Below are 26,606 nucleotides of genomic sequence, written 5' to 3' on the forward strand. Positions count from 1 at the left end.
ATGGACGGCGGCGCCCACCCGGGCGGCCGCATCGGCCCGAACGCCATCACCCAGATGGCGGCGGCGCTGGATGCGGCGCTGCCGGCGGATGCGGTCGATGCGCTGTTCGCCGAGGCGGGGCTCGCCGCCTATCGCCGCGCACCGCCGGCGCGGATGGTCGAGGAGCGCGAGGTCGCCGTCCTGCACCACGTGCTGCGAAGGCGGCTGGACCCCGCGTTGCTCGCCGCCGCGGCCAGGGAGGCAGGCTTGCGCACCGGCGACTACCTGCTGGCCAACCGCATCCCGCGCCCGGTGCAATGGCTGCTGCGGGTGCTGCCGGCGCCGCTGGCGGCGCGCCTGCTGCTCTCGGCCATCCGGCGCCATGCCTGGACCTTCGCCGGGAGCGGCGCCTTCGCCGCGCGGCCGGGGCATCCCGTCCGGCTGTCGATCGCCGGCTGCCCGCTGTGCCGCGGCGCGGTGCTGGACCGGCCGGGCTGCGGGTACTTCGCCGCGACCTTCGAACGGCTCTTCGCCGGGCTGGTGCACCGCCGCGCCCGGGTCACCGAGGTGGCCTGCGCAGCGGCGGGCGCCGCCGCCTGCGTCTTCGAGGTCCGCTACACCACCTGGTTGACCTCGATCATGTTGGACACCGGGTCGAGCACGTAGATCTGCCGCATGTTCGCCATGGCATAGACCCCGGCATCCGAGACCAGCACCCCGGCCGCTTCCAGCCGCGCCTTCACCGCGCCGACATCCTTCACGCAGAAGGCCGGATGGCCGCCGATCGACGGGTTGTGGGCGAAGTGGTTGCGCAGCGCGAAGCCGGGGTCGGGGCGGATGATGTGCAGGCCGCTGTTGTCGGTGCCGCGCGTCAGCACCGCAAGCTCCGCCGGGTCGATGCTGAAATCGCCGCGCGCCGCCGGCGCCTGCCAGCGGCCTTCGGTCATGCCGGCCATCTCGACATAGAAGGCGGTGGCCTCGCGCACGTCGGCGGCCGGCAGGTTGACGTGGTGGACATGCCAGCCGGCATCGCCCTCGCTGCGTTGCCGCTGGCAGAAGGCGACGAGGTTCTGCGCCGGGTCCAGCGTCCAGATCGCGGCGCGGCCGAATTCGGCCGGATCCGCCTCGACATGCGGAATGGCCGCCTTGCCGAGGTTGCCGGCAACCGTGTGCAGGTCGTCGATCTCGATCGCCACGTGACGGGCGCCGGCGGGGCCGAGCAAGTCGCCGCCCCGCCGGGCCAGCATCCGGCCGGGCCGGCGCAGCCGCAGCCCCTCGCCGAAGGCCAGGGTCTGCGGGTCGACCGCCCGTGGCGTGCCCAGGCCGAGCAGGGTGCCGAAGAAATGGCGGGACGCGGCCAGGTCATGCGCCGCCAGCGACGCGCCGAGGATGGACCAGGTCATGCGGGGGGTCTCCGTTGCCGGTGGTCTGAAGGACGCAAGGCTGGGGAGGGAAAAGTACTCCCTCCCCGAAACCCACCCCTTCTTTTTGTGGGTCGCGACCTGTCGCGCGGCGGGTATCAACTCGGAAAAAGAGATGAGGGGTCCGGGGAGAATACCTTCTCCCCGGCCTTCCTACACCACCACCCGCTTGTACAGGTGCCAGGTGGCATGCCCCAGCACCGGCATCACCACCGCCAGCCCGATGAAGGCCGGGATGCTGCCCAGCAGCAGCAGCGCCGCCACCAGCGCGCCCCAGATCGCCATCGGCACCGGGTTGGCGATGCAGGCCTGCACCGAGGCACTGATCGCCGAGCCGATCCCGACCCCCGGCCGGTCGATCAGCATCGGCACCGAGACCACGGTCAGGACCAGCACCAGAAGGGCAAAGACGAAGCCGACGGCATTGCCATACAGCAGCAAGCGCCGCCCTTCCGGTGTGGTGAAGGCGGCATGCACCATCTCGCCGAAGCCCATCGCCGGCAGGTGCCCGAAGGTCGCGGACCAGATCATCTGCGCCACCCCCACCCAGGCGACGAAGATCGCCATCAGCAGGATGCCGAGCATGGCGATCTGCGGCAGGTTGGGGTGCTTCAGCACCGCGAAGGCGGTCAGCCAGGAGACATCCTCCCCCGCCTCGCGCCGCCGGCTGATCTCGTACAGCCCGACGGCCGCGACCGGCCCGACCAGGCTGAGCCCGGCGACCAGCGGCCAGATCAGGGGAACCAGTTCGCCGCCCGACATGGCGCGCGCGGCGACCAGGCCGACGACGGGATAGAGCACACAGAGAAACAGCAGCTGCGTCGGGATGGCGCGGAAGTCGTCCCATCCCTGGCGCAGCGCCAGCATCAGGTCGGCGGTGCCGATGCGGCGGATTCCCGCCTCCTGCACGCCGGTCGCAAGGCGATCGTTGGTCCAGGCTTTGGCCATACCGGATCCCTCCCTGCCTGGCCGCACGGGGCCAGGCCGCGTTGCATGCGGGCCCGGGGAAGCCGCCGGCCTTGAGGGGGCGGGAGCCGCCACGCGAGCCTTAGCAAGGCTGATATGGCCCCGGACCCGGACCCTGCGCGGGTCACGAGGGCGCGATGCGTGAATTCCGGTTGACGTCACTGTCCAATCAAGTTGACAGTCTTAACCGACAAGGAAGCCCGACACACGCTCGGGCCCCTGGGGAGGTCGCCAGATGGACGCAGTCACGCGGATCGAACGGGCCCTGTCCGCCGCCATCGGCCTGGCGGAAGGCCCGGGTTGCCCGCCGCGCCTGGCCCAGGCGATGCGGCATGCGGTCTTCCCGAAGGGCGCGCGGGTCCGCCCGCGGCTCTGCCTCGCGGTTGCCGGCGCCTGCGGCGACGACGCGCCGGCCCTGGCCGACGCCGCCGCGGCGGCGATCGAGCTGCTGCACTGCGCCTCCCTCGTCCACGACGACCTGCCCTGCTTCGACGACGCCGCGACCCGCCGCGGCCGGCCCAGCGTGCATGCCGCGCATGGCGAGCCGCTGGCGGTGCTGTCTGGCGATGCGCTGATCGTGCTGTCCTTCCAGCTGCTGGCCCGCGCCGCCCACCACGCGCCGGCCCGGCTCGGCCCGCTGGTGATGACCATCGGCGATTCGGTCGGCGTGCCGCGCGGCATCGTCGCCGGCCAGGCCTGGGAGAGCGAGCCGCGCTGCGACCTGGCGCAATACCAGCGGGAGAAGACCGGCTCGCTGTTCGCCGCCGCGACCGCGGCCGGGGCCGCCGCGGCGGGCGCCGATGCGGCGGTCTGGCGGCTGCTCGGCGACCGGCTGGGCGAGGCCTACCAGGTGGCCGACGACCTGCGCGACGCGGTCGAGGACGAGTCCGAGATGGGCAAGCCGGCCGGCCAGGACGCGGCGCACCAGCGCCCCAGCGCGGTGCTGCAATTCGGCCTCGCGGGCGCCATCGCGCGGCTGGAGGACCTGGCGGCCGAGGCGGTCGCCGCCATCCCGGACTGCCCGGGGGCGCGGGAGCTGCGCGCGGTGATCCTGTCGGAGACCCGCCGGCTGCTGCCGCGCAAGCTGTCCGTCAACGCGGCCTGACAGCGTGTCGGATACCACCGCCATGGCGCAGCCCGGGCTCCCGGAGCGCCTCCGCGACCTTTACGACCGGCTGCTGGCCAGCCCGCGCTTCCGCCGGTTCGCCACACGCTTCCCGCTGACCCGGCCGATGGCGCGGCGGCGGGTGCGGGCGCTGTTCGATCTGTGCGCCGGCTTCGTCTACACCCAGACCTTGCTGGCCTGCGTCCGGCTGCGGGTCTTCGAGATCCTGCGCGACGGGCCGGTGGCGCATGACGTGCTGGTGGCGCGGCTGGGGCTTTCGGCGGAGGCAGCGGCGACGCTGCTGAATGCTGCCGAGTCGCTGAAGCTCGTCGCCCGCCGCCGTGGCCGGCGCTGGGGCCTGGGCGCGCTCGGCGCCGCCATGGTCGACAATCCCGGCGTCACCGCGATGGTCGAGCACCACGCCATGGTCTACCGCGACCTGGCCGACCCGGTGGCGCTGCTGCGGCGCGACCGCGGCGGCAACGGGTTGTCCGGCTACTGGCCCTATGCCGAGGTCGAGCGCCCCGCCGCGCTGCCGGATGCCCAGGTCGCCGCCTATACCGCGCTGATGGCGGCGTCCCAGCCCTTCATCGCCGAGGAGGTGCTGGCCGCCTACGACTTCTCGAAGCACCGCTGCCTGCTGGACCTGGGTGGCGGCGACGGCAGCTTCCTGCGGGCGGTGGCGGCGCGGCATCCCGATCTCCGCCTGAAGCTGTTCGACCTGCCGGCGGTGGCCGAGCGCGGCCGCGCCGCCTTCGCCGCGGCGGGCCTGGCCGACCACGCCGAGGCCTTCGGCGGCGACTTCACCGAAGGGCCGATGCCGCAGGGCGCCGACATCGTCTCGCTTGTCCGCATCGTGCACGACCACGACGACGGCAAGGCGCTGGCCATCCTGCGCTCGGCCCGCGGCGCGCTCGCCCCGGGGGGGACGCTGCTGGTGGCGGAGCCGATGTCGGGCACGCCGGGCGCCGAGCCGATCACCGAGGCCTATTTCGGCTTCTACCTGCTCGCCATGGGCACCGGCCGGCCGCGCAGCGCCGGGGAACTGGCCGCGCTGGTGCAGCAGGCCGGCTTCGCCGCGCCGAAGCTGCTGCCGACGCGCACGCCCTTGCTGGCGCGCGTCATGGTCGCCAGGGCGGCTTGAGGTATGTCAAACTCGCTTGACACTTTGGACCGTCAAGGTATCCTGACATCAAGCTGGACAGGGGAGGTCCAAACAATGGACACCATCGCCGTCCTGCTGAGGGGACCGGAAGACCTGGGCCTCGAAAGGCTCGACCTGACACCCCCCGGCGAGGACGATGTCGTCGTTGCCGTCGAGTGGAGCGGCATCAGCACCGGGACCGAGCGGCTGCTCTGGTCCGGCCGGATGCCGCACTTCCCCGGCATGGGGTACCCGCTGGTCCCCGGCTACGAATCGGTCGGCCGCGTGACGCAGGCTGGCCCCGATGCCGGCCGCAGCGTCGGCGACCGCGTCTTCGTCCCCGGCGCGCGCTGCTTCGGTCCCGTCCGCGGGCTGTTCGGCGGGGCCGCCGCCCGGCTGGTCGTCCCGGGCGCCAAGGTGGTGCCGATCGGCGAGAACCTGGCCGAGACCGGCGTGCTGCTGGCGCTCGCCGCCACCGCCTACCACGCCACCCCCGCCGGCGCGGTCCAGCCTGAACTGATCATCGGCCATGGCGTGCTGGGCCGGTTGCTGGCCCGGCTGGCGATCGCCGCCGGCGCGCCGCCGCCCACCGTCTGGGAAAGCAACCCCTCCCGCCGCGACGGCGCCGCGGGCTATCGGGTGGTGGACCCCGCCAGCGACGACCGGCGCGACTACCGCGCCATCTGCGACGTCTCCGGCGACCCAAGGCTGCTCGACAGCCTGATCGCCCGCCTGGCGCCGGGCGGCGAGATCTGCCTGGCCGGCTTCTACGCCGAGCCGCTCAGCTTCGCCTTCCCGCCCGCCTTCATGCGGGAGGCGCGCCTGCGCATCGCCGCCGAGTGGAAGGCGCCCGACCTGCTGGCGGTGCAGGCGCTGCTCGCTGCCGGCCGGCTCTCGCTGGACGGGCTGATCACCCATACCGCGGCCGCGGCCGAGGCTGCTGCGGCCTACCGCACGGCTTTCTCGGACGCCGCGTGCCTGAAGATGATTTTAGACTGGAGGGACTGCGCATGAACGTGGCCGTCGGCAAGACCCCGTCCGAGCCCCCCAAGGCCAGCATGGCAGACGCATTGCGCGCCGAGGCCGCGATGGAGCCGGACGCGGTGCATACCGGGCCGGTGAAGAAGGAGACGCAGATCATCGCCATCTACGGGAAGGGCGGCATCGGCAAGTCCTTCACCCTGGCGAACCTGTCCTACATGATGGCGCAGCAGGGCAAGCGCGTGCTGCTCATCGGCTGCGACCCCAAGTCCGACACGACCAGCCTGCTGTTCGGCGGCCGGTCCTGCCCGACGATCATCGAGACCAGCAGCAAGAAGAAGCTGGCCGGCGAGCCGGTCGCCATCGGCGATGTCTGCTTCAAGCGCGACGGCGTCTTCGCCATGGAACTCGGCGGGCCGGAGGTCGGCCGCGGCTGCGGCGGGCGCGGCATCATCCACGGCTTCGAGCTGCTGGAGAAGCTCGGCTTCCACCAGTGGGACTTCGACTACGTGCTGCTCGACTTCCTGGGCGACGTGGTCTGCGGCGGCTTCGGCCTGCCGATCGCCCGCGACATGTGCCAGAAGGTGATCGTCGTCGGGTCGAACGACCTGCAGTCGCTCTACGTGGCGAACAACGTCTGCTCCGCGGTCGAGTACTTCAAGAAGCTCGGCGGCAATGTCGGCGTCGCCGGCATGGTGGTGAACAAGGACGACGGCACCGGGGAGGCCGCGGCCTTCGCCGCCGCCGCCGGCATCCCGATCCTGTCGGCGATCCCGGCCGACGACGACATCCGCCGCAAGTCGGCCAACTACGAGATCGTCGGCACGCCCGGCGGCCAATGGGCCAGCGTCTTCGAGCAGCTGGCCGAGCAGGTCGCCACGGCGCCGCCGCTGCGGCCGAAGCCGCTGACGCATGACGCGCTGCTCGGCCTGTTCAAGGGCGATGCGGTCGGCCGCGGCGTGGTGCTGAACCCGGCCACCATGGAAGACATGTGCGGCGCCGAGGTCATCGAGAAGCCCTCCCTCGAAGTCGTCTACGAAGGCGCCTGAGCATGGATGCGCTCCCCCCCAAATCCCCGACGGAAGCCTCCGGCTGCCATGGCGGGCGGGAGACGATGCTGGCGGCCGCCGGCGCCGCCGGGAAATCGGCGGCGATGGCCCAGCTGGTGAAGGACTATCCGCGCGGCCCGCACGACCAGCCGCAATCGATGTGCCCGGCCTTCGGGTCGCTGCGGGTCGGGCTGCGGATGCGCCGCACCGCGACGATCCTGTCGGGCAGCGCCTGCTGCGTCTACGGGCTGACCTTCACCAGCCATTTCTACGGCGCCAAGCGCTCGGTCGGCTACGTGCCGTTCAACTCGGAGACGCTGGTCACCGGCAAGCTGTTCGAGGACATCCGCGACGCGGTGCATGCGACGGCGAAGCCCGAGGACTATGACGCGGTCGTCGTCATCAACCTCTGCGTACCGACCGCCTCCGGCGTGCCGCTCGACCTGCTGCCGAAGCAGATCGACGGCGTCCGCGTCATCGGCATCGACGTGCCCGGCTTCGGCGTGCCGACCCATGCCGAGGCCAAGGACGTGCTCGCCGGCGCGATGCTGAAATACGCCCGGCTGGAAGCGGAAGCCGGCCCGGTCGCCCGGCCGCGCAACCTGCCGGAGGAGGAGCGCAGCGTCGCTTTGGTCGGCGAGCTGTTCCCGGCCGACCCGATGGTGGTGGCGGGCCTGCTGAAGCCGCTCGGCCTGGGCGTCGCGCCGCAGACGCCGTCGCGCGAATGGCGCGACCTCTACGCCGCGCTGGACTGCGAGGTCGTCGCCGCGGTGCATCCCTTCTACACCGCCAGCATCCGCGAATTCCGCGCCGCCGGCCGCCCTGTCGTCGGCTCCGGCCCGGTCGGCGTCGAGGGCACCATGGCCTGGCTGGAATCGGTCGGCCGTGCCGCCGGCATCGACGGGCCGCGGATCGAGGCGGCACGCCAGGCGATCCTGCCGGCGCTGCGCAGCGCACTCGCTGCCAACCCGATCAAGGCCCGCGTCACCGTCTCCGGCTACGAGGGCAGCGAGCTGCTGGTCGCGCGGCTGCTGATCGAGGCCGGCGCCGAGGTGCCCTATGTCGGCACCGCGCTGCCGAAGACCGAATGGAGCGCCGCCGACCTCGACTGGCTGGAAGCGCATGGCGCGCATGTGCAGTACCGCGCCAGCCTCGAGCACGACGTCGCGGCCATGGAGGATGTCCGCCCCGACCTGGCCATCGGCACCACCCCGCTGGTGCAGCGCGGCAAGGAGCTCGGCATCCCGTCGCTCTACTTCACCAACATGGTCTCCGCCCGCCCGCTGTTCGGGCCGGCCGGCGCCGGGTCCATGGCGGCCATCGTCAACGCCCAGACCAAGGGGCGCGAGCGCTTCGGCCGCATGGTCAGCTTCTTCGAGGGCGTCGGCACCAAGGACAGCGCCGGCTACGGCTTCGCGGGCAAGCCCGCCGACCCGCCCGGCTTCCGCGATCGCCAGCGCAAGATCCGCGCGGCGAAGGCGAAGGCGATCGAAGCGGTGGGGACCTGACCGATGCTCGTCATCGACCATGACCGCGCCGGCGGCTACTGGGGGGCGGTCTACGCCTTCACCGCGGTGCGCGGCCTGCGCGTGGTGATCGACGGCCCGGTCGGCTGCGAGAACCTGCCGGTGACGGCGGTGCTGCACTACACGGATGCGCTGCCGCCGCACGAGCTGCCGGTGGTGGTCACCGGCCTCGACGAGGACAGCCTGTCGAAGACCGGCACCGAAGGCTCGATGCGGCGCGCCGCGGCGACGCAGGACCCCGACCTTCCCGCCGTGGTGGTGACGGGTTCGATCGCCGAGATGATCGGCGGCGGGGTGACGCCCGAGGGTTCCAACCTGCTGCGCTTCATCCCGCGCACCATCGACGAGGACCAGTGGCAGGCGGCCGACCGCGCCATCAACTGGCTCTGGACCGAGTTCGGCGCGAAGAAGGGCAAGGTGCGGCCGCGCGTCCGCAAGGACGGCGAGCGCCCGCGGGTCAATATCATCGGTCCGATCTACGGCACCTTCAACATGCCGTCCGACCTGGCGGAGGTCCGCCGGCTGGTCGAGGGCATCGGCTGCGAGATCAACCTGGTCTTCCCGCTCGGCAGTCATGTCGAGGACATCGCCCGGCTGCCCGAGGCGGATGTCAACATCTGCATGTACCGCGAATTCGGCCGCAAGCTGTGCGAGGAGCTCGACCGGCCCTACCTGCAGGCGCCGTTCGGGATCTTCGCCACCACCAATTTCCTGCGCAAGCTGGGCGAGCTGACCGGGCTCGACCCCGAGCCCTTCATCGAGCGCGAGAAGCACACCACGATCAAGCCGATCTGGGATCTCTGGCGCAGCGTCACGCAGGATTTCTACGCCACCGCCAGCTTCGCCATCGTGGCGACGGAGACCTACACGCGCGGCTTCCGCCGCTTCCTGGAAGACGAGATGGGCGTGCCCTGCGCCTTCTCCTTCGCCAGGCGGCCCGGGATGAAGCCCGACAACCAGGCGGTGCGGGAGGCGATGCGGAAGACCCCGCCGCTGGTGCTGTTCGGGTCGTACAACGAGCGCATGTATGCCGCCGAGACACGGGCGCGCTGCACCTACATCCCGGTCAGCTTCCCCGGCGCCATCATCCGCCGCGCCACCGGCACGCCCTTCATGGGCTATGCGGGCGCGACCTACATCATCCAGGAATACTGCAACGCGCTGTTCGACGCGCTGTTCCACATCCTCCCCCTCGGCACCGACCTCGACCGCGTCGAGCCGACGCCGGCGCGCCCGGCCGAGGTGTGGGAGCCGCAGGCCCAGGCGCTGCTGGAGCGGCACCTCGAGACCGAGCCCTTCCTGCTGCGCATCTCGGCCGCCAAGCGGCTGCGCGATCGCGTCGAGCGGGATGCGCGGGACGCCGCCGAGCCGCGCGTCACCGCGGCGCGCGTCGAGCGCCTGCTCACCGAATTGGCCGAGGGGCGCGTCGCATGAGCGACCGCGGCTTTGCCCCCCCTTGGCGCACCCCATCGCGCGCGGCGTTCGCCGTCGCGCCGATCCCTGCCGCGCGGGACCTGCGCGGTGACCGGCCGCAAGGCCAGTGAGGAGTTTCTGACATGGCAGATGGAAGAGGTCCTTCCGGCCTGACCGAGGCCGAGGCCAAGGAAGTCAACAACCTGCTGATCAAGGGGTGGGCTTTCTCCGTCTTCGCTTCGATGGGCGCGCATATCCTGGTGTGGCTGTGGCGTCCGCTCGTGTACGGCGGCCAGGCCGTGCCGCCGGATTGGCGTTTCTTCTGAGCAGCCGAGGGCGGCCGCCTGGCCGCCTTCCCGCCCGCACACTGGGGAGAACACTATGTTAGACATGCACAAGATTTGGATGCTGTTCGATCCGCGGCGCTCGCTCGTGCTGGCCGCGATCGGGGTGATCGCGATCGCCACCATCCTGCATTTCGTGGTCATGAGCTCGCCGCGCTACTGCGACCATTGGGGCTGGTGCGCTCCGACGATGAACGCACAGCCGGGCGCCGTGGCTGCCCGTCCGCCCGCGCGGTAGCGCGCCGGCGTCCGCTTCACGACAGTGGGCGGGTCGGGCGGCACAGCCCGCCCCAGCCCCTGTCGGAAGCATCCTGCGGCGGCGTCCGGTCGGCGCGCGGATGAGGGGAACATGCGATGTCCATGCTGAGCTTTGAGCAGAAGTACCGCGTCCGCGGCGGCACCTTGGTCGGGGGCGATCTTTTCGACTTCTGGATCGGGCCGTTCTGGGTCGGGTTCTTCGGCATTACCACGGCCTTCTTCACCGTGATCGGCACCGTCCTGATATTCATGGGCGCGGCCAAGGGTGGAACCTGGAATCCGTGGCTGATCAATATCGCGCCGCCGGATCTGAAATACGGCCTGGGCCTGGCCCCGATGTACGAGGGCGGGCTGTGGCAGGTCATCACGGTCTGCGCCATCGGCGCCTTCGTCTCCTGGATCTTCCGGCAGGCGGAGATCTCGCGGAAGCTCGGCATGGGGTACCACATCCCCGTCGCCTACAGCGTCGCGGTCTTCGCCTACATCTCGCTGGTGGTGATCCGCCCGGTGCTGCTGGGCGCCTGGGGGCACGGCTTCCCCTACGGCATCTTCAGCCATCTCGATTGGGTGTCGAACGTCGGGTACCAGTACCTGCACTTCCACTACAATCCGGCGCACATGCTGGCGGTGACCTTCTTCTTCACCACGGTGCTGGCCCTGTCGCTGCACGGCGGCCTGGTGCTCTCGGCGCTGAACCCGCCGCGGGGCGAGGCGGTGAAGACCTCGGAACACGAGAACAGCTTCTTCCGCGACCTGATCGGCTATTCGATCGGCACCCTCGGCATCCATCGGCTCGGGCTGTTCGTCGCGCTGTCGGCGGCCTTCTGGAGCGCCGTCTGCATCATCATCAGCGGGCCCTTCTGGACGCGCGGCTGGCCCGAGTGGTGGGGCTGGTGGCTCAAGCTGCCGATCTGGTCGTAGGGGGAGGATCGATCCATGGCCGAATATCAGAACATCTTCACCCGGATACAGGTTGTCGGTCCCGCCTATCCGGGCGTGGCGCTCGGGACACGGGACAGCGTCGAGCGGCAGGCCAAGACCGGGCACTGGCACCTGCTGGGCCGGCTCGGCGACGCGCAGGTCGGGCCGGTCTACCTGGGCATGACCGGGCTGCTCTCCCTCGTCTGCGGCTTCATCGCCTTCGAGATCATCGGCCTGGTGATGCTCGACAGCGTCAACTGGAACATCCGCGAATTCGGCCGCCAGTTCTTCTGGCTGGCGCTCGAGCCGCCGGCGCCGAAATACGGCCTGCGCTTCCCGCCGCTCAATGAAGGCGGCTGGTGGATCATGGCCGGCTTCTTCCTCTCGCTCTCGGTCATCCTGTGGTGGGTCCGCACCTACCGAAGGGCCCGCGCGCTGGGGATGGGGACGCATGTGCCCTGGGCCTTCGCCGCGGCGCTCTGGCTGTTCTTCGTCTGCGGCTTCCTCCGTCCGCTGGCGATGGGGTCCTGGTCCGAGGCGGTGCCCTTCGGCATCTTCCCGCACCTCGACTGGACCGCGGCGCTGTCGATCCGCTACGGCAACCTGTTCTACAACCCGTTCCACGCGCTCAGCATCGTCTTCCTCTATGGCTCGACCCTGCTGTTCGCCATGCACGGCGCGACCATCCTGGCGCTGGGCCGCTTCGGCGGTGAGCGCGAGATCGAGCTGGCGATCGACCGCGGCACGGCGGCCGAGCGCGGCGGCCTGTTCTGGCGCTGGACCATGGGCTTCAACGCCAGCTTCGAGTCGATCCATCGCTGGGCCTGGTGGTTCGCCGTGCTGTGCCCCCTCACGGGCGGCATCGGCATCCTGCTGACCGGCACGGTGGTGGACAACTGGCACCAGTGGGCGATGCAGCATTCCTTCGCGCCGTCCTACCCGCCGGAGTCGTTCAACGCCCTGCCCGATCCGCTGTCTGGAGGCGCTCGATGAGCTACGTCCTCAAAGGCGCCGCCGCCGCGGTGGCGCTGATCGGCGGCTTCGCGCTGCTGACCACCTTCGAACGGCCGCCGATCGACACCGTCCAGCTCGGCTACCGCGGCCTGGCGCAGCAACAGCCGGTCAACCCGCGGCTCGAACGGGTGGTCGCGGCGCAGAACGTGATCCCCACCGCGGTGCCGAATGTCGGCGCGGTCGGGCCGAAGGCCGGCGCGGTCTACCAGAACGTGCAGGTGCTGGGCGACCTCACGGTCACCCAGTTCGCCCGCACCATGGCGGCGCTGACCTCCTGGGTCTCGCCGGACCAGGGGTGCAACTACTGCCACAACCCCAACAACATGGCGTCCGACGAGGTCTATACCAAGGTCGTCGCCCGACGCATGTTGCAGATGACGGCGCGCATCAATGCCGAGTGGAAGAGCCACGTGGCGGAGACCGGCGTCACCTGCTACACCTGCCACCGCGGCCAGCCGGTGCCGGCGAATTCCTGGGCGCGCAACGACACCCCGCCGCGTGCCGCGGGCCTTTCGGTCGGCACCGCCGGGCAGAACCTGGCCAGCGCATCGGTCGGCCTGACCTCGCTGCCCTACGACCCCTTCACGCCCTATCTCAGCAACGATGCGCAGGTCCGGGTGCAGACCCCGGCACCACGCGTCATGCCGGTGAAGCCCGGCACCAAGGACGCCGAGTGGACCTATGGGCTGATGATGCACATGTCGACCTCGCTCGGGGTCAACTGCACCTACTGCCACAACTCCCGCGCCTGGTATTCCTGGGAGGAGAGCCCGCCGCAGCGGACCAATGCCTGGCATGGCATCCGCATGGTGCGGGACATCAACAACAACTTCATCGACCCGCTGCAGCCGAGCTGGGCCGCCAACCCCTATGGCCCGGCGAGCGGCCCGGCCCAGGCCCGCGTCGGCATCCATGGCGACCCGCTGAAGGTCAACTGCGCGACCTGCCACCAGGGGGCCTATAAGCCGCTGCTCGGGGTTTCGATGCTGCGGGACTATCCGGAGCTGAACAGCATCACCAAGATCGACGCGCCGGAGCCGATCCGCCAGTAGCACGCGGCCCGGTTCGCCGGGCGCAGCAGACAGGGCCGGTGTCCCGCCACGGCGGGGCCCGGCCCTTGCTTCTTCAGGGGGCCTTTCCGGCCGCCGATCGCCGCCGGGGTGGGTTGCGACCTGCGGCGCTTGGGTTATATCCCTGGATGGATACCGACCGCGCCCGAAAGGCGCGCGGTCCTATTCGTCCGTCGCGTTGCCAAGGACGCCATCGCCGATGAGCTCGCTTGAACTGAACAAGGCCTTCGCCGCCGTACTCACGGCCGGCATCACCTTCATGCTGGCCGGCCAACTCGGCAAAGTGCTGGTGCATGGCGAACGGCCGCATGAGAGCGCCATCAGGATCGGTGACGTCGCCGCCCCCGCCGGCGCCCCGGCTGCCGCGCCGGCCGGGCCGGAGCCCATCGCCGGCCTGCTGGCCAATGCCAGCGTCGAGAACGGCCAGGGCATCGTGCAGAAGCAGTGCGCCGCCTGCCACAGCCTGAACGAAGGCGGCAGGAACGGCATCGGCCCGAACCTCTACGGCGTGGTCGGCGCAGCGCATGGCCATATCGAAGGCTTCAACTACTCGGCGGTGCTGAAGGGCAAGCCTGGCCCCTGGGACTACGCCTCGCTGAACGAGTGGCTGTACAAGCCCTCCGCCTACGCGCCCGGTACCCGGATGGGCTATGCCGGCCTGGCGAATACCCAGCAGCGCGCCGACGTGATTGCCTACCTGCGGTCCATCTCGCCGAAGGCCCCGCCGCTGCCGCCGGCCGGTGCCGCTCCCGCAGCCGCCCCGGCCGCTGCCGCCGCCGCCCCCGCGGCGGCGCCGGCCGCGGCCGAGGTGCCGAAGATCGGCCCGCTGATGGCCGCGGCCGATCCGGAGAAGGGCGGCGCCCTGTTCCGCCGGCAATGTGCCGTCTGCCACACCGCGAACGAGGGCGGCAAGAGCGGCGTCGGCCCCAACCTCTATGACGTGGTCGGCAAGCCGCATGGCCACCTCGAAGGCTTCAACTACTCGGCCGTGCTGAAGGGCAAGCCGGGCCCCTGGAACTACGAGGAACTGAGCGCCTGGCTGCTCGCTCCGGCGCAGTATGCCCCGGGCACCCGCATGGGCTTCGTCGGGCTGAAGAACCCCGAGGACCGCGCCAACGTCATCGCCTATCTGCGCAGCCTCTCGGCCAACCCGCTGCCGCTGCCGTAAGCCGCGCACCACGGCAACCCCCCGGGAGTCGCAAGGCCCCCGGGGGTTTTTTGTGCCCGGATGCTACCGGCTTAGTTCGCGGGTCATCGCGTCGATCCCGCCGAGGGTCAGCGGGAACATCCGCTGTTCCATCAGCCGGTGCAGGATCTGCGCCGACTGGTAGCGCGGCCAGGCCACCTCCGGCATCGGGTTCAGCCAAGCGCTGCGGCGGAAATGCCCGGTCAGCCGGTGCAGCCAGACCTGGCCGGTCTCCTCGTTCCAGTGCTCCACGCTGCCGCCGGGCTGGATGATCTCGTAAGGCGACATCGCCCCGTCGCCGACGAAGATCGCCTTGTAGTCCGGGCCGTACTTGCGCAGCACCTCCCAGGTCGAGACCTCGCTCTCCTTGCGCCGGCGGTTGTTGGTCCAGAGCCGCTCATAGGGGCAGTTGTGGAAGTAGTAGTGCTCGAGGTGCTTGAACTCGGCCCGGCAGGCGGAAAACAGCTCGGCGCAGATGCGGATATGGTCGTCCATCGACCCGCCGATATCCAGGAACAGCAGCACCTTCACCGTGTTGTGCCGCTCCGGCACCATCTTCAGGTCGAGCGTGCCGGCATTGTTGGCCGTCGCCCGGATGGTGTCGGGCAGGTCGAGCTCGGTCGCCGCACCCTGCCGGGCGAAGCGGCGCAGCCGGCGCAGCGCCAGCTTCATGTTGCGGGTGCCGATCTCGATGTCGCCGTCGAGGTCCTTGAACTCCCGCTTGTCCCAGACCTTCACGGCGCGCCGGTTGCGGCTTTCCTCTTGGCCGATGCGGACGCCCTCGGGGTTGTAGCCATAGGCCCCGAAGGGCGAGGTGCCGCCGGTGCCGACCCATTTCGACCCACCCTGATGGCGGCCTTTCTGCTCGGCCAGGCGCTGCTTCAACAGCTCCATCAGCTTGTCGAATCCGCCGGCGGCCTCGATCGCTGCCTTCTCCTCCTCGGTCAGCAGCTTCTCGGACAGCTTGCGCAGCCATTCCTCGGGGATCTGCTGCTGCGGGTCGCCCTCGGGCGGCTCCAGCCCCTTGAAGGTCTCGGCGAAGACGCGGTCGAAGCGGTCGAGGTGGCGTTCGTCCTTCACCAGCGTGGCACGTGACAGGTGGTAGAAATCGTCGACGTTGTAGTCGGCGACGCCCTCCTTCATCCCGCGCAGCAGGGTGAGGTATTCGGTGATGCTGGCCGGGATGCCGGCGGTCCGCAGCGCGAAGATGAAGTGGGCGAGCATCCGGGCCTCCTCGAAGGAAGGTCAGGAGGAGAAGAATTCTCCCCCTGAAACCCCCTCACTTTTTTCTGTGGGTTGGCCCCTCGACCCGGCCAGACCCGACTCGGAGAAGACGGTGAGTGGGGGGGAGGAATGTCCTCTCCCCCAATCCTCACCGCCCCGGCTGCCGCCGCGACAGGAAGGCCAGCCGTTCGAACAGGTGCACGTCCTGCTCGTTCTTCAGCAGCGCGCCATAGAGCGGCGGGATGGCCGTCTTGGCATCCTGGCTGCGCAGCACCTCGGGCGGCAGGTCCTCGATCATCAGCAGCTTCAGCCAGTCCAGCAGCTCGCTCGTCGCCGGCTTCTTCTTCAGCTCCGCCACGCCGCGGACCTGGAAGAAGACGTTCAGCGCCTCCCGCGCCAGCTCGTGCTTGATGTCGGGGTAGTGCGCCTGGACGATCTTCTCCATCGTCTCGCGGTCGGGGAAGCGGATGTAGTGGAAGAAGCAGCGGCGCAGGAAGGCGTCCGGCAGCTCCTTCTCGTTGTTCGAGGTGATGATGACCACCGGGCGGTGCTTCGCAACGATGGTCTTCCGCGTCTCGTAGACGAAGAACTGCATCCGATCGAGCTCGAGCAGCAGGTCGTTGGGGAATTCGATGTCGGCCTTGTCGATCTCGTCGATCAGCAGGACATGCGGGCGGTCGGCCTCGAAGGCGTCCCACAATTTGCCGCGGACGATGTAGTTGCCGATGTCGTGCACCCGTTCGTCGCCCAGCTGGCCGTCGCGCAGGCGGGAAACGGCATCGTACTCGTACAGACCCTGCTGCGCCTTGGTGGTGGACTTGATGTGCCACTCGATCAGCGGAAAGCCGAGCGCCGCGGCGATCTCGTGCGCCAGCACGGTCTTGCCGGTGCCGGGCTCTCCCTTGACCAGCAGCGGACGCTGCAGCGCGACGGCGGCATTGACCGCGACCTCAAGGTCGCGGGACGCGATATAGCTCTCGGTGCTCTTGAAGCCGGCCACGCCAGGCCCTCCCGGTATTCGATCCTGAGAGTGTGGGCATCCGCCGGCCGCGGCAAGCCCGGCCTCCACAGCATGTGCCTTGGCGGCGAGGCCCCGGCCGGTGTATGGCGCGGGCGTCCGCGGGCCCTGGCCGGCCCGCCAGGACCGGCGGCAAGGATTGGCCGGAGGGCAGCGATGCACGACCCCATCACCATCCAGGGCACCAAGCCGGAGCTCAGGACCGAGCGGCCGAAGCTGCACAAGGTGCTGCTGGTCAACGACGACTTCACCCCGCGCGGCTTCGTGGTCCGCGTCCTGCGGGCGGAATTCCGCATGGCCGAGGAACAGGCCGGCCGGGTGATGATGACCGCCCATCAGCGCGGCGTCTGCGTGGTCGCGGTCTTCCCCAAGGACGTGGCGGAGGAAAAGGCGACGGCGGCGACCGATGCCGGGCGGCGTGAAGGCTACCCGCTGCTCTTCACCACCGAGCCGGAGGAATAGCGGGGGCCCCGCCGAGGCCGGGCCCCCGCGGCTTCAGGCCTTGGCCAGCCCGGCCGCCTTCATCGCATCGCCCAGCGCGGCGTCCGCCTCGGCCAGGGCGCGTCCGGCGCCCGCCGGGTCGGCATAGACCAGGCCAAAGCCGCGCGCGTTCATGAAGTCCTGGTATTCCTTGCTGTCGTAGACCTTCTTCAACGCGGGGCCGACGGCCGCCACCACCTCGGCCGGCAGCCCGGCCGGCCCGGCGATGATCCGCATGGCGCCGGTGGTGAAGCCGATGCCCATCGCCTCCTGCAGGGTCGGGATGGCCGGGAAGGCGGACAGCCGCGCCGGTGCCATCACCGCCAGGCTCCGGGCCCGGTTGGCATCCAGCATGGCGCGCGCCTCGGGCACCGAACAGGTGGTGAAGTCGAGCCCGCCGGCCGCCAGGTCCTGCATCGCCGGCGCCGCGCCGTTCGACGGCACCCAGCGCACATGGTCGGCCTTCAGCCCGAGCGCGATCAGCCAGCCGGCCAGCGCCAAGTGCCAGATGCCGCCCTGGCCGGTGCCGCTCGCCTTGAACTTGCCGGGCGGGCTGGCCTTGATCGCCTCGGCCAAGTCCTTGGCGGTCTTGTAGGGGGAGTTGACGTTCACCTGGATGCCCGGCGGGTCGTTGTTCATCTGCCCGAGCGGCGTGAAATTCTTGTAGGTCACCTCGGTCAGGCCCTGCCAGTGCAGCATGCAGATCTCGGAGGTGATGATGCCGAGCGTGTAGCCGTCCGGGTTGGCCTGCGCGATCGCGGTATGGCCGACCACGCCCGAGCCGCCGGTGCGGTTCACCACGTTGAAGGGCTGGCCGAGATCGCGTTCCAGCAGGGTGGCGGCGATGCGGACCACGGCATCGGTGCCGCCGCCGGCAGCCCAGGGGCAGAGCAGCTGCACAGGCCGGGCCGGCCATTTCGGCTGGGCGAGGACCGGCGTCGCCAGCGGCGAGCCTGCCAGGAGCGTTGCGCCCGCGAGAAGATGCCGCCGCGTGAAGCCATTCATGGACAATCCCTTCGATCGTTTCCGTTGCGGCGCAGCCTAACAGCCGAACCGGAGGCCGGGGAGGGGCAAAGCGCCGCCCCCGCGGCGACGTGCCCCGATCCAGGCCGCACGTCACGGAGCGTGCGGTGCGGCACAGTGGACCCATCGATAGTTTCTTAGCTTGCCGAAGTGTTGGGGAGGCCCTTCAAGGAGAGACGAGCCATGCAGGACGCATCGAAGTTCAAGGCGACCCACCGCAGCGGCCACGGGCATGGCCCGCGGCATGACGTCGTCCCGCCGACCGGCGTGACCTTCAAGGCCGGGCGCTTCGGCCGCATGATCCCGGAACTGACCCATGCGCTGGAGCCGCCGGACGCCGCCCTGGGCGAACTCGGCCTCGCCATGCTGGACAAGGATGACGCGGCCTCCGCCGACAATCCCAATATCCCGGCCGGCTATACCTATCTCGGCCAGTTCATCGACCATGACATCACGCTCGACACCACGACGCTGACCGAGGTGGCGCAGGATCCCACGGCGATCGAGAATTTCCGCACGCCGCGGCTCGACCTCGACAGCGTCTACGGCTTCGGCCCGCGCGCCCAGCCCTCGCTCTACGACCGGAACAGCCCGGGCCGGGCGAAGCTGCTGGTCGGCACCACCAGCGAGCCGGGCTTCCCGACGCCCGGCGCGGCCGGCCTGCCGCACGACCTGCCGCGCAACGCCCAGGGCTTCGCCATCATCGGCGACGAGCGCAACGACGAGAACCTGCTGGTCGCGCAGACCCATGTCGCCTTCCTGCGCTTCCACAACGCCATCGTCGATCAGCTGGTCGGCACCGTGCCGGACGCGCGGTTGTTCGACACCGCGCGGCGGCATGTCGTCGACCTGTACCAGGCGATGGTGCTGCGCGACTTCCTGACCAAGCTCTGCGACGTGAACGACATCGCCGCCGCGGTCGACCGCCGCCGCTTCTTCCGCTTCGAGACCTTCGGCGCCTTCGGCCAGCCCTACATGCCGATCGAGTTCTCGGCGGCGGCCTATCGGCTGGGCCATTCCATGGTGCGGCGGACCTACAGCCACAACCGCATCTTCCGGCCGGGCAACCCGCCGGCGCCGCCGGGCAGCTTCGACCTGCTCTTCCTGTTCACCGCCAAGTCGGGGCAGATCGGGGTGGTGCCGGGGCCGACGCCGGCCAACAAGCCGACCCTGCCCGGCGACTGGATCATCGACTGGCGCCGGTTCCTCGATTTCGGCACGACCGACACGGCGGACGGCTTCACGCTGAACCACGCGCGCCGGCTCGACCCCTATCTGGCGACGGAACTGCACAGCCTGCCGACCGGCGCCGGGACGCCCACGCCCGACAGCAGCCTGGCGGTGATGAACCTGCGCCGCGGGGTGAAGATGAAGCTGCCCGCGGCGCAGCACCTGGCCCGCTTCATGGGGGTCGAGGTGCTGAGCCCGGATGCCATCGCCACCAAGGCGGATGGCGCGGTGGCGAAGCAGCACGGCCTGCATCTGCGCACGCCGCTCTGGTACTACATCCTGAAGGAGGCCGACGTGACGCAGGGCGGCATGCGGCTCGGCCCGCTCGGCAGCGCGCTGGTCGCCGAGACCTTCGTCGGGCTGCTGCAGGGCGACCCCGACAGCCTGCTGTCGCGCAACCCCGGCTGGCGCTTCGGCCAGCCCATCCCGGGCCTGCTGCCGCCGGGCGCCGATGTCGGCTTCAGCTTCGCCGACCTGGTCGCCATCGCCGCCGGCGGGCGCGAGAAGGAGAAGCTGAGCCCGATCGGCTAGCCGATCGGGCCAGAAAGCAGGGGCCACCGCTGGTGGTGGCCCCTGGACCGGTGCGGGCCCCCGTCCCGGCATGCCCCGTCAGGTCAGCCCGTCGCGCCCCGGACGGCCGCGCCGCCCCGCCGGCGATTCCAGAGCCAGACACCGAGCGGCCAGAGCAGCGCGCCGAAGGTCAGAGCCGCCAGCACGCCGGACACCGGGCGCTCGAAGAAGGGCAGGATGTCGCCATCCGACTTGATGAGGGAGGTGACGAAATTCTGCTCAACCATGGTCCCCATCACGATCCCCAGCACCAGGGCGGCGACGGGGTAGCCGTTGCGCTCCATCACGAAGCCGAGGATGCCGAAGACGCCTACCAGCAGCACCGAGAACAGGTTGCTGCCGGTGGCGAAGGCACCGACCGCGCAGAGCAGCAGGATCACCGGCATCACCCCGGCCCGCGGTGCCCGCAGCACGGTGCTGGCCAGCCGGATCATGATGATGCCGAGCGGGATCATGATGATGTTGGCGATGATGAAGATCAGGTACAGCGCATACATGCTGGACGCGCGTTCGGTGAACAGCGTCGGGCCGGGGTTCAGCCCCTTCATGTAGAGCACGCCGATGGCGATCGCGGTGATGGTGTCGCCCGGGATGCCGAACAGCAGGCTGGGCACCCAGCCCGAGGCGAGCGAGGCGTTGTTGGAAGCGCCCGCTTCCACCAGCCCCTCCGGGTGGCCGGTGCCGAAGAGCTCCGGCGTCTTCGAGAAGCGCTTCGACATGGCGTAGCTGACCCAGGCCGCCATGTCGGCGCCGGCGCCCGGCAGCACGCCGATGATGACGCCGATGAAATTGCCCCGCCACATCGGCCCCTGGTACTTCTTGGTCAGCATCCACTGGTTCGCCAGGATGCTGCCGAACTTCCGCTTCGGCAGCGGCGGTGGCTCCGCCGTCACCATGGCCCGCATGACCTCGCTGACCGCGAAGACGCCGACGAGGGCCGGGATCGGCTCGATCCCGCCCAGCAGGTCCGTGAGCCCGAAGGTGAAGCGTGGCGTCCCCGCCGGGTTCTCCATGCCGATGCAGGAGACCAGCAGGCCGAGCAGCATGGAGGCGATGGCCTTGATCGGCGAGGAGCGGGCGACCAGCGTCGCGCACATCAGGCCAAGGAAGGCGAGCCAGAAATACTCGTAGGTCGAGAAGGACAGCGCCATCTCGGCGAGCAGCGGCGCCATCAGCACGAGCGAGAGGGTGCCGACGACGCCACCGATCGCCGAGAACCAGAGGCCGGCGCCGAGCGCCATCTCCGCCTGGCCCTTGCGGGTCATGGCATAGGCCTCGTCGGTATAGGCGGCGGAGGCCGGCGTGCCGGGGATGCGCAGCAGGCAGCCCGGGATGTCGCCCGAGAAGATCGCCATGGCCGAGGCCGTGATGATCGTGGCGATGGCGGCGATCGGCGACAGCCAGAAGGTCACCGGCACCAGCAGCGCGGTCGCCATGGTGGCCGACAGGCCGGGCAGCGAGCCCACCACCAGCCCGTAGATCGCCGAGGCCAGGATGGCGACGATAACGTCAACCTGCGCCACCATGCGGCAGGCTTCGAGAAGGTCCATCATGTCGGGGTCACCACGGGGCCGGCAGGACGCCCGCGGGCAGCGGCACCCGCAGCAGCTTGTAGAAGGCGAGATGCACCAGCAGGGGGGCCACGATGGCGACCGGCACCGCCAGCCGCGGCCGGGCACCCAGCGCCAGGGCGGCGAGGAAGACCATGACCGCGCCGGTCAGCAGGAAGCCCAGCGGCTCCGAGGCATAGGCGTAGAAGGCCAGCAAGGCCGGCGGGACCAGGGCGCGCAGCCCGCCGAGCCGCCAGGGGCCGGGGCCGGCGGCCTCCTCCTCGGGGGCCTCGAAGCTCCGGCCGATGCCGAAGGCGATGAGCGCGCCGCAGATGATGAGGCCGCTGCCGATGACGATGGGGAAGGCGGATGGGCCGACATCCTGGCCGGGCACGCCCGGCAGGCGGGAGCCCACGATGGCGGCCGCCGCGCCCAGGCCCGCGAGGACCGCGCCGGTGACCCGGTCGGACAGATGCACTGAGTTCTCCTGGGGTGGTTTCCTTGGGCAGCAGTCTAGACGACCCGGCGGATCACTCCAGGCCCCCCGGCGCGGATTTGTCCTGGGCGCCGGGCCGGGCCATGATCGGCCCAACGGCAAGGCCCCGGAGACGTCCCCCATGAGTTGCACCGAAGCATGAGCATCGCCTGGCACGGGTTGCTTGATTCGATCGAGACCACCGAGGCCGGGTTGCAGGCCGCCGGCTACATCGCCAACCGGCAGATCTCCACCGCCCTCTACCTCGCCCACCACCTGCGCAAGCCCATCCTGGTCGAAGGCCCGGCCGGCGTCGGCAAGACCGAGCTCGCCAAGGCCGCGGCCTCCTGGCTCGGCCTGCCGCTGATCCGCATGCAGTGCTACGAGGGGCTGGACGAGTCGAAGGCGCTGTACGAGTGGAAGTACGGAAAGCAGCTGCTCTACACCCAGATCCTCAAGGACCGGCTGGGCAGCGTGCTCGGCGAGGAGCCGGGGATGGAGGCGGCGATGCGCCGGCTGCACGGCGTCAGCGACCTCTTCTTCTCGGAGGAATTCCTCGAACCCCGGCCGCTGCTGAAGGCGCTGCGGGAGCCGGGCGGGGCGGTGCTGCTGATCGACGAGGTGGACAAGGCCGACCAGGAGTTCGAGGCCTTCCTGCTCGAGCTGCTGTCCGACTACCAGGTCAGCATCCCGGAGATCGGCACCATCAAGGCCGATGTCGCGCCGATCGTCATCCTGACCTCGAATTCGATGCGCGACCTGGGCGACGCGCTGAAGCGGCGCTGCCTGCACCTGCATATCGGCCTGCCGGACGCGCGGCTGGAGGCGCGGATCATCGCCTCCCGCGTCCCCGACGCGGCCGAGGACCTGCGCCGGCAGCTGGTGGCCTTCGTGCAGCAGCTGCGCGCGCTCGACCTGAAGAAGCTGCCCTCGGTCAGCGAGACCATCGACTGGGCGCGCGTCCTGGTGCTGCTGCATGCGGCGCAGCTCGACCACGCCATGGTGCGGGACACCCTGAACGTGCTGCTGAAATTCGAGAGCGACATCGAGGCGGCGGCGCCGCAGGTCGGCGAGCTGCTGCTGAAGGCGAAGCGGGAGGCGGTTCCGGTACGCTGATGGCCCCCGCTTCGATGGAAGGCCCGCTCCTCGACTTCTTCCGGGCTGCCCGCGGCGCCGGCCTGCGGATCTCCCCGGCCGAGAGCATCGACGCGACCCGCGCGGCGCAGGTGGTCGGCTTCGCCGACCGCGAAAGGCTGCGGGATACCCTGGCCATCGTCATGGCCAAGACGGTGGAGGAGAAGCGCGAATTCGGCGCGGTCTTCGACCTGTTCTTCAAGCGCGGCGACTTCGCCGCGGCCGAGCCGGAGGCGCCTGAGGCCGGCAGCCCCCCGTCCGGCGCGCAGCCGCAGACGGGCGGCGAGGGCGAAGGGGGTGGCGGCGGCCAGCTGGCGCAGATGCTGCTGGCCGGCGACCAGGCGGCGCTGGCCGCGGCGGTGGAGCAGGCGGCGGCCGAGGCCGGCCTGTCCAACATCGCGCTGTTCACCCAGGTGAACCTCTTCACCCGCCGCATCCTGGAACGCATGGGGTTGCAGGCGCTGGAACGCGCCATCGCCGCGGCGCCGGAGGCCGAGCGCAGCGGCCGCCTCCGCCAGGGCCGCGAGCGGCTGCGCGAGCAGGTCAAGGCCTTCGTCGAGCAGAACCTCGCGCTCTATGCCCGCGGCGAGAACGAGGCCTTCCGTGAGCGGATGCTGACCCAGACCCGGCTCTCGGCCATCGACCGGCGCGACCACGAACGGATGCGGCTGCTGGTCCGCGCCATGGCCCGTAGGCTGGCGACGCAATACGGCCGCAACCGCAAGCGCGACCGCCGCGGCGTGCTCGACGTGCGGCGCACGCTCCGGCGCAACATGGGCTGGGACGGCATCCCATTCTTCACGATCTGGAAGCAGGAGCGCATCCAGAAGCCGAAGCTGGTGGTGCTCTGCGACGTCAGCGGCTCGGTCGCCGCCATTGCGCAGTTCCTGCTGCTATTCCTCTATTCGCTGAACGAGGCGCTGTCCGGCCTGCGGGCCTTCGCCTTCTCCGGCAACCTCGTCGACGTGTCCGAGATCCTCGAGCGCAACCCGATCGAGGCGGCGATCCCGGAGGTCATGGCGCGGGCCGGCTTTGGCTCCTCCAACTACGGCATGGCGCTGGTCGATTTCGAGACCGCGCATATGCGGCTGCTGGACAGCCAGACGACGGTGATCATCCTGGGCGACGGCCGCGGCAACCGGACCGAAGCGCGGGTCGATGTCCTGACCCGCATGGCCGACCGGGCGAAGCAGATCGTCTGGCTGAACCCGGAATACCGCACGCTGTGGGGGACGGGCGATTCCGACATGCTGCGCTATGCGCCGCATTGCCGGGTGACGGCGGTGTGCAACACCTTGCAGCACCTGGAGCGGGTGATCGGGGAGCTGCTGCGGGACGGCGGGTAACGCCGCGCGGCAGATGCCGACGCGGAAAATTGGATGAGGGGGCCTGTGGGGGAATACTTTCTCCCCCAGCCTTGCCTATCCCACCCGCCGCCGCGGTGCTTCCACCCCCGCCGCATTGCCCTCCGGGTCGAACCGCACCGCATTCGGGTGCAGCACCGTCGCCGCCGCGGCCTCCGCCACGTTGCGCACGCCGGCCTGGCCGAAGGTGCCGCGGATCTCCTCCATGAAGGCGGCCGTGGCATGGCCGCCGCCGCCCTCGCCGATGGCGGCGACCGAATAGAGGAAGGCCCGCCCGGCGAAGCAGAAATCCGCGCCCGCCGCCAGGGTCCGCAGCACGTCGAGCCCCGAGCGGATCGAGCCGTCGTAGAGGATCTTCGCCCGCCCGCCGACCGCGGCCGCGATCGCCGGCACCGTGTCGATCGAGGCCGGTGCGGCGTCGAATTGCCGCCCGCCATGGTTGGAGACCCAGATGCCGTCGACCCCCAGCGCCACCGCGCGTTCGGCATCCGCCGGGTGCTGGATGCCCTTCAGCACCAGGGCGCGCGGCCAAGCTTCGCGGAACTTAGCGATGTCCTCCCAGGTGACGCCGGTGGTCATGTTCTGCGTCACGAAACTGGCAAGCTCGCCGACCGAGGCATTCTCGCCGACGTATTTCCGCATGTTCTCGAAACGCGGCTGGCCCTTCTGCAGCATCTCCAGAGCCCAGAAGGGCGCGCGGGCGATGTCGAAGATCGTCTTCGGCCGGTACTTGAACGGTACCACAAGACCGTTGCGCACGTCGTGCACCCGCTTCTGCCGCATCGGCACGTCGAGCGTGATCACCAGCGCATGCGCGCCCACCGCCTCGGCCCGGCGGATCATGTCGAGCGACAGCCGGTGCTTGTCCGCCGGCATGCCATAGAGCTGGAACCAGAGGCTGTCGGGGGCGATCCGCGCCAGCTCCTCCATCCCGACATTGGCGACGGTCGAGGATACATAGGGAATGCGCGCCGCCTGCGCCGCGGCGGCGAGGATGGCGTCCGCCCGCGGCCAGACCATGCCGACATTGCCCATCGGGGCGACGCCGACCGGCGCGGCATAGTCGCGCCCGAAGATCGAGGTGGCGATGGTCACGCCTGTCAGGTCCACCGCGTAGCGCGGCACGATCCGCACCGCATCCATCGCCGCGCGGTTATGCGCCACGTTCGGCGCGCCGTCGCCGACGCCGCCCGCGACGAAGTCGTAGGCGAAGCGGGCGACGCGCCATTTCGCCCGGCGCTGCAGGTCGCCGAAGGTGGGGAATTTGCGCCGCAGCTGCCCGGCCGGCGTTTCCACCGCGCCGGCCGCGCCCCAGCCCGCCGGCTTGCCCGTATCGCCCGTACCGCTGCCGCTCATGCCGCGCTTCCCCCATCCGTTGCGGCGATTATGCACCCTTGGGCCGAGGCGCAAAGCGGCGGCGCTTCACGCCGAGATGACGCATGGTGTCGTTGCAGCCGGCGTCTATGCTGCGCATGGGCCGTTGAGGCTTCGCCCGCCGTCGTCCGGGACAAGCAGGAGGATTCCGACCATGGCTGCCGTTCGATCCCGGGCCGCGTTGCGCGCGGCCCTGTTCTGCCTGCCCTTGCTCGCCGGTTGCACCCCACCGCAGGCGCCGCCGAACGGCTGGGCCACCCTGCCGAACGATGCCGTGGTCGGCGCCGGCGATCCGGTGCGCGGCGCGATCATCAACACCGCCTATGTCTTCGGCAATCCGGGCAGCGTCGCCGGCCAGCCGGACCAGGCGGCCCGGGCGGTTGCCAACTACGCCTTCCTGACCGTGGAATTGCCCTATGGCCCGCGCTGGCGCGGCTTCAATCCGACCATCGGGATCGAACTGGGCTTCGGGATGCAGGAGGTGCAGGCCGCCTTCGGCATCGCGCCGAACGCACCGACCCAGGCGGTGGTCGACGGGTTGTACGGCGCGTCGCGCGCGCTCCGCGCCGGTGACACCGCGGCGGCGGAACGTATCCTCTCGCCGCCGGTCTTCACCCTGGGCGGCGCGGCGACGGTGCAGCGGCTGGCGGCCATGCCGGTGCTGCCGCGCGCCGCGGCCGGAGCGAACCTGGCCATGCAGGAGATGGACCGGCAGGACCGGCTCGGCTCCCCCCGTGGTGGCGGCGCGGGCGGTGGCGGTGGTGGCGGCGGTGGCCGGCCCTGAGTT

Annotated in this window: 26 protein-coding genes; 18 read left to right on the top strand and 8 right to left on the bottom strand. The window is 70.4% G+C overall.

The features are described from left to right. Window positions 1-645: a bacteriochlorophyll 4-vinyl reductase gene (gene bchJ / locus ACFQS7_RS00455; RefSeq protein WP_380065049.1), complete on the top strand. Its 645-nt coding sequence runs from the start codon at window positions 1-3 to the stop codon at window positions 643-645. Here bchJ and ACFQS7_RS00460 read toward each other — a convergent pair. Next, entirely contained in the window at window positions 594-1,382 is a 789-nt protein-coding gene (locus tag ACFQS7_RS00460; protein WP_380065050.1) for a VOC family protein, read from the bottom strand. The two genes, bchJ and ACFQS7_RS00460, sit on opposite strands and share 52 nt — an antisense overlap. 171 nt (window positions 1,383-1,553) lie before the next feature. Then, on the bottom strand, window positions 1,554-2,348 hold the full coding sequence (locus tag ACFQS7_RS00465) for a DUF2189 domain-containing protein (RefSeq protein ID WP_380065051.1): 795 nt from the start codon (window positions 2,346-2,348) through the stop codon (window positions 1,554-1,556). 253 nt (window positions 2,349-2,601) lie between these two features. On the opposite strand from ACFQS7_RS00465, the gene ACFQS7_RS00470 reads away from it, so the two are divergent. From ACFQS7_RS00470 to ACFQS7_RS00525, 12 genes are all read left to right on the top strand, one after another. Beyond that, complete coding sequence (locus ACFQS7_RS00470) at window positions 2,602-3,471, top strand: polyprenyl synthetase family protein (protein ID WP_380065052.1); 870 nt, start codon at window positions 2,602-2,604, stop codon at window positions 3,469-3,471. A 4-nt stretch (window positions 3,472-3,475) separates the two neighbouring features. Then, window positions 3,476-4,615, top strand: coding sequence for a methyltransferase (locus ACFQS7_RS00475; RefSeq protein ID WP_380065053.1), 1,140 nt, complete (start codon window positions 3,476-3,478; stop codon window positions 4,613-4,615). 75 nt (window positions 4,616-4,690) lie between these two features. Beyond that, window positions 4,691-5,629: a chlorophyll synthesis pathway protein BchC gene (bchC, locus tag ACFQS7_RS00480; RefSeq protein WP_380065054.1), complete on the top strand. Its 939-nt coding sequence runs from the start codon at window positions 4,691-4,693 to the stop codon at window positions 5,627-5,629. A 74-nt stretch (window positions 5,630-5,703) separates the two neighbouring features. Continuing rightward, a complete protein-coding gene (locus tag ACFQS7_RS00485; RefSeq protein ID WP_380066179.1) occupies window positions 5,704-6,645 on the top strand; it encodes a chlorophyllide a reductase iron protein subunit X in 942 nt (313 codons plus the stop codon). A 2-nt stretch (window positions 6,646-6,647) separates the two neighbouring features. Next, window positions 6,648-8,153 (top strand): chlorophyllide a reductase subunit Y, encoded by a 1,506-nt coding sequence (gene bchY, locus ACFQS7_RS00490; RefSeq protein WP_380065055.1) that lies wholly within the window; start codon window positions 6,648-6,650, stop codon window positions 8,151-8,153. Window positions 8,154-8,156: 3 nt separating this feature from the next. Then, window positions 8,157-9,605, top strand: coding sequence for a chlorophyllide a reductase subunit Z (gene bchZ, locus ACFQS7_RS00495; RefSeq protein ID WP_380065056.1), 1,449 nt, complete (start codon window positions 8,157-8,159; stop codon window positions 9,603-9,605). Between the two features lie 122 nt (window positions 9,606-9,727). After that, complete coding sequence (locus ACFQS7_RS00500) at window positions 9,728-9,910, top strand: light-harvesting protein (protein ID WP_380065057.1); 183 nt, start codon at window positions 9,728-9,730, stop codon at window positions 9,908-9,910. Window positions 9,911-9,974: 64 nt separating this feature from the next. Beyond that, the gene (pufA, locus tag ACFQS7_RS00505) at window positions 9,975-10,166 is read left to right on the top strand and encodes a light-harvesting antenna LH1, alpha subunit (RefSeq protein ID WP_380065058.1); all 192 of its coding nucleotides are present in this window, start codon (window positions 9,975-9,977) and stop codon (window positions 10,164-10,166) included. 116 nt (window positions 10,167-10,282) lie between these two features. Then, window positions 10,283-11,107 carry a photosynthetic reaction center subunit L gene (gene pufL / locus ACFQS7_RS00510; RefSeq protein ID WP_380065059.1) on the top strand — a complete coding sequence of 275 codons (825 nt, stop codon included), beginning with the start codon at window positions 10,283-10,285 and terminating at the stop codon, window positions 11,105-11,107. A 15-nt stretch (window positions 11,108-11,122) separates the two neighbouring features. Continuing rightward, window positions 11,123-12,100 carry a photosynthetic reaction center subunit M gene (gene pufM / locus ACFQS7_RS00515; RefSeq protein WP_380065060.1) on the top strand — a complete coding sequence of 326 codons (978 nt, stop codon included), beginning with the start codon at window positions 11,123-11,125 and terminating at the stop codon, window positions 12,098-12,100. Further along, window positions 12,097-13,173 carry a photosynthetic reaction center cytochrome PufC gene (gene pufC / locus ACFQS7_RS00520; protein ID WP_380065061.1) on the top strand — a complete coding sequence of 359 codons (1,077 nt, stop codon included), beginning with the start codon at window positions 12,097-12,099 and terminating at the stop codon, window positions 13,171-13,173. Before pufM ends, pufC begins: the two co-directional genes overlap by 4 nt. Before the next feature lie 217 nt (window positions 13,174-13,390). Beyond that, window positions 13,391-14,359, top strand: a complete 969-nt coding sequence (locus ACFQS7_RS00525; RefSeq protein ID WP_380065062.1) for a c-type cytochrome — start codon at window positions 13,391-13,393, stop codon at window positions 14,357-14,359. A 63-nt stretch (window positions 14,360-14,422) separates the two neighbouring features. On the opposite strand, the gene ACFQS7_RS00530 is transcribed toward ACFQS7_RS00525, so the two are convergent. After that, window positions 14,423-15,601 (bottom strand): VWA domain-containing protein, encoded by a 1,179-nt coding sequence (locus ACFQS7_RS00530; protein WP_380065063.1) that lies wholly within the window; start codon window positions 15,599-15,601, stop codon window positions 14,423-14,425. Between the two features lie 148 nt (window positions 15,602-15,749). After that, window positions 15,750-16,601 carry an AAA family ATPase gene (locus tag ACFQS7_RS00535; RefSeq protein ID WP_380065064.1) on the bottom strand — a complete coding sequence of 284 codons (852 nt, stop codon included), beginning with the start codon at window positions 16,599-16,601 and terminating at the stop codon, window positions 15,750-15,752. Window positions 16,602-16,775: 174 nt separating this feature from the next. Here ACFQS7_RS00535 and clpS point away from each other — a divergent pair, with 174 nt between their 5' ends. Beyond that, window positions 16,776-17,081: an ATP-dependent Clp protease adapter ClpS gene (gene clpS / locus ACFQS7_RS00540; RefSeq protein WP_380065065.1), complete on the top strand. Its 306-nt coding sequence runs from the start codon at window positions 16,776-16,778 to the stop codon at window positions 17,079-17,081. 33 nt (window positions 17,082-17,114) lie between these two features. On the opposite strand, the gene ACFQS7_RS00545 is transcribed toward clpS, so the two are convergent. Further along, window positions 17,115-18,104 carry a Bug family tripartite tricarboxylate transporter substrate binding protein gene (locus ACFQS7_RS00545; protein ID WP_380065066.1) on the bottom strand — a complete coding sequence of 330 codons (990 nt, stop codon included), beginning with the start codon at window positions 18,102-18,104 and terminating at the stop codon, window positions 17,115-17,117. Window positions 18,105-18,305: 201 nt separating this feature from the next. Here ACFQS7_RS00545 and ACFQS7_RS00550 point away from each other — a divergent pair, with 201 nt between their 5' ends. Beyond that, window positions 18,306-19,883 (top strand): heme peroxidase family protein, encoded by a 1,578-nt coding sequence (locus ACFQS7_RS00550; protein WP_380065067.1) that lies wholly within the window; start codon window positions 18,306-18,308, stop codon window positions 19,881-19,883. Window positions 19,884-19,966: 83 nt separating this feature from the next. On the opposite strand, the gene ACFQS7_RS00555 is transcribed toward ACFQS7_RS00550, so the two are convergent. Both ACFQS7_RS00555 and ACFQS7_RS00560 read right to left on the bottom strand, forming a co-directional pair. Continuing rightward, window positions 19,967-21,475, bottom strand: a complete 1,509-nt coding sequence (locus tag ACFQS7_RS00555; RefSeq protein ID WP_380065068.1) for a tripartite tricarboxylate transporter permease — start codon at window positions 21,473-21,475, stop codon at window positions 19,967-19,969. Between the two features lie 7 nt (window positions 21,476-21,482). Next, a complete protein-coding gene (locus ACFQS7_RS00560) occupies window positions 21,483-21,950 on the bottom strand; it encodes a tripartite tricarboxylate transporter TctB family protein (RefSeq protein ID WP_380065069.1) in 468 nt (155 codons plus the stop codon). Window positions 21,951-22,106: 156 nt separating this feature from the next. Here ACFQS7_RS00560 and ACFQS7_RS00565 point away from each other — a divergent pair, with 156 nt between their 5' ends. Further along, window positions 22,107-23,063: an AAA family ATPase gene (locus ACFQS7_RS00565; protein WP_380065070.1), complete on the top strand. Its 957-nt coding sequence runs from the start codon at window positions 22,107-22,109 to the stop codon at window positions 23,061-23,063. Window positions 23,064-23,077: 14 nt separating this feature from the next. Next, a complete protein-coding gene (locus ACFQS7_RS00570) occupies window positions 23,078-24,427 on the top strand; it encodes a VWA domain-containing protein (protein ID WP_380065071.1) in 1,350 nt (449 codons plus the stop codon). 75 nt (window positions 24,428-24,502) lie between these two features. Here ACFQS7_RS00570 and ACFQS7_RS00575 read toward each other — a convergent pair whose 3' ends face one another. Further along, window positions 24,503-25,801, bottom strand: a complete 1,299-nt coding sequence (locus ACFQS7_RS00575) for an alpha-hydroxy acid oxidase (protein WP_380065072.1) — start codon at window positions 25,799-25,801, stop codon at window positions 24,503-24,505. Window positions 25,802-25,973: 172 nt separating this feature from the next. Between ACFQS7_RS00575 and ACFQS7_RS00580 the strand changes: the two genes are divergently transcribed. Further along, on the top strand, window positions 25,974-26,603 hold the full coding sequence (locus tag ACFQS7_RS00580; protein WP_380065073.1) for a hypothetical protein: 630 nt from the start codon (window positions 25,974-25,976) through the stop codon (window positions 26,601-26,603). Window positions 26,604-26,606: the final 3 nt, after the last annotated feature.

Origin of the sequence: Dankookia sp. GCM10030260 (genome assembly GCF_042666655.1) — a bacterium.
In the GTDB taxonomy this organism is placed as follows: domain Bacteria; phylum Pseudomonadota; class Alphaproteobacteria; order Acetobacterales; family Acetobacteraceae; genus Paracraurococcus.

What these genes read in the sequence shown, in the direction of transcription:
- bchJ (WP_380065049.1), top strand. Translation starts at nt 1, where the DNA reads ATGGACGGCGGCGCCCACCCGGGCGGCCGCATCGGCCCGAACGCCATC.
- ACFQS7_RS00460 (WP_380065050.1), bottom strand. Translation starts at nt 1,382, where the DNA reads ATGACCTGGTCCATCCTCGGCGCGTCGCTGGCGGCGCATGACCTGGCC.
- ACFQS7_RS00465 (WP_380065051.1), bottom strand. Translation starts at nt 2,348, where the DNA reads ATGGCCAAAGCCTGGACCAACGATCGCCTTGCGACCGGCGTGCAGGAG.
- ACFQS7_RS00470 (WP_380065052.1), top strand. Translation starts at nt 2,602, where the DNA reads ATGGACGCAGTCACGCGGATCGAACGGGCCCTGTCCGCCGCCATCGGC.
- bchC (WP_380065054.1), top strand. Translation starts at nt 4,691, where the DNA reads ATGGACACCATCGCCGTCCTGCTGAGGGGACCGGAAGACCTGGGCCTC.
- ACFQS7_RS00485 (WP_380066179.1), top strand. Translation starts at nt 5,704, where the DNA reads ATGGAGCCGGACGCGGTGCATACCGGGCCGGTGAAGAAGGAGACGCAG.
- bchY (WP_380065055.1), top strand. Translation starts at nt 6,648, where the DNA reads ATGGATGCGCTCCCCCCCAAATCCCCGACGGAAGCCTCCGGCTGCCAT.
- bchZ (WP_380065056.1), top strand. Translation starts at nt 8,157, where the DNA reads ATGCTCGTCATCGACCATGACCGCGCCGGCGGCTACTGGGGGGCGGTC.
- ACFQS7_RS00500 (WP_380065057.1), top strand. Translation starts at nt 9,728, where the DNA reads ATGGCAGATGGAAGAGGTCCTTCCGGCCTGACCGAGGCCGAGGCCAAG.
- pufA (WP_380065058.1), top strand. Translation starts at nt 9,975, where the DNA reads ATGCACAAGATTTGGATGCTGTTCGATCCGCGGCGCTCGCTCGTGCTG.
- pufL (WP_380065059.1), top strand. Translation starts at nt 10,283, where the DNA reads ATGTCCATGCTGAGCTTTGAGCAGAAGTACCGCGTCCGCGGCGGCACC.
- pufM (WP_380065060.1), top strand. Translation starts at nt 11,123, where the DNA reads ATGGCCGAATATCAGAACATCTTCACCCGGATACAGGTTGTCGGTCCC.
- pufC (WP_380065061.1), top strand. Translation starts at nt 12,097, where the DNA reads ATGAGCTACGTCCTCAAAGGCGCCGCCGCCGCGGTGGCGCTGATCGGC.
- ACFQS7_RS00525 (WP_380065062.1), top strand. Translation starts at nt 13,391, where the DNA reads ATGAGCTCGCTTGAACTGAACAAGGCCTTCGCCGCCGTACTCACGGCC.
- ACFQS7_RS00530 (WP_380065063.1), bottom strand. Translation starts at nt 15,601, where the DNA reads ATGCTCGCCCACTTCATCTTCGCGCTGCGGACCGCCGGCATCCCGGCC.
- clpS (WP_380065065.1), top strand. Translation starts at nt 16,776, where the DNA reads ATGCACGACCCCATCACCATCCAGGGCACCAAGCCGGAGCTCAGGACC.
- ACFQS7_RS00545 (WP_380065066.1), bottom strand. Translation starts at nt 18,104, where the DNA reads ATGAATGGCTTCACGCGGCGGCATCTTCTCGCGGGCGCAACGCTCCTG.
- ACFQS7_RS00550 (WP_380065067.1), top strand. Translation starts at nt 18,306, where the DNA reads ATGCAGGACGCATCGAAGTTCAAGGCGACCCACCGCAGCGGCCACGGG.
- ACFQS7_RS00555 (WP_380065068.1), bottom strand. Translation starts at nt 21,475, where the DNA reads ATGATGGACCTTCTCGAAGCCTGCCGCATGGTGGCGCAGGTTGACGTT.
- ACFQS7_RS00565 (WP_380065070.1), top strand. Translation starts at nt 22,107, where the DNA reads ATGAGCATCGCCTGGCACGGGTTGCTTGATTCGATCGAGACCACCGAG.
- ACFQS7_RS00570 (WP_380065071.1), top strand. Translation starts at nt 23,078, where the DNA reads ATGGAAGGCCCGCTCCTCGACTTCTTCCGGGCTGCCCGCGGCGCCGGC.
- ACFQS7_RS00575 (WP_380065072.1), bottom strand. Translation starts at nt 25,801, where the DNA reads ATGAGCGGCAGCGGTACGGGCGATACGGGCAAGCCGGCGGGCTGGGGC.
- ACFQS7_RS00580 (WP_380065073.1), top strand. Translation starts at nt 25,974, where the DNA reads ATGGCTGCCGTTCGATCCCGGGCCGCGTTGCGCGCGGCCCTGTTCTGC.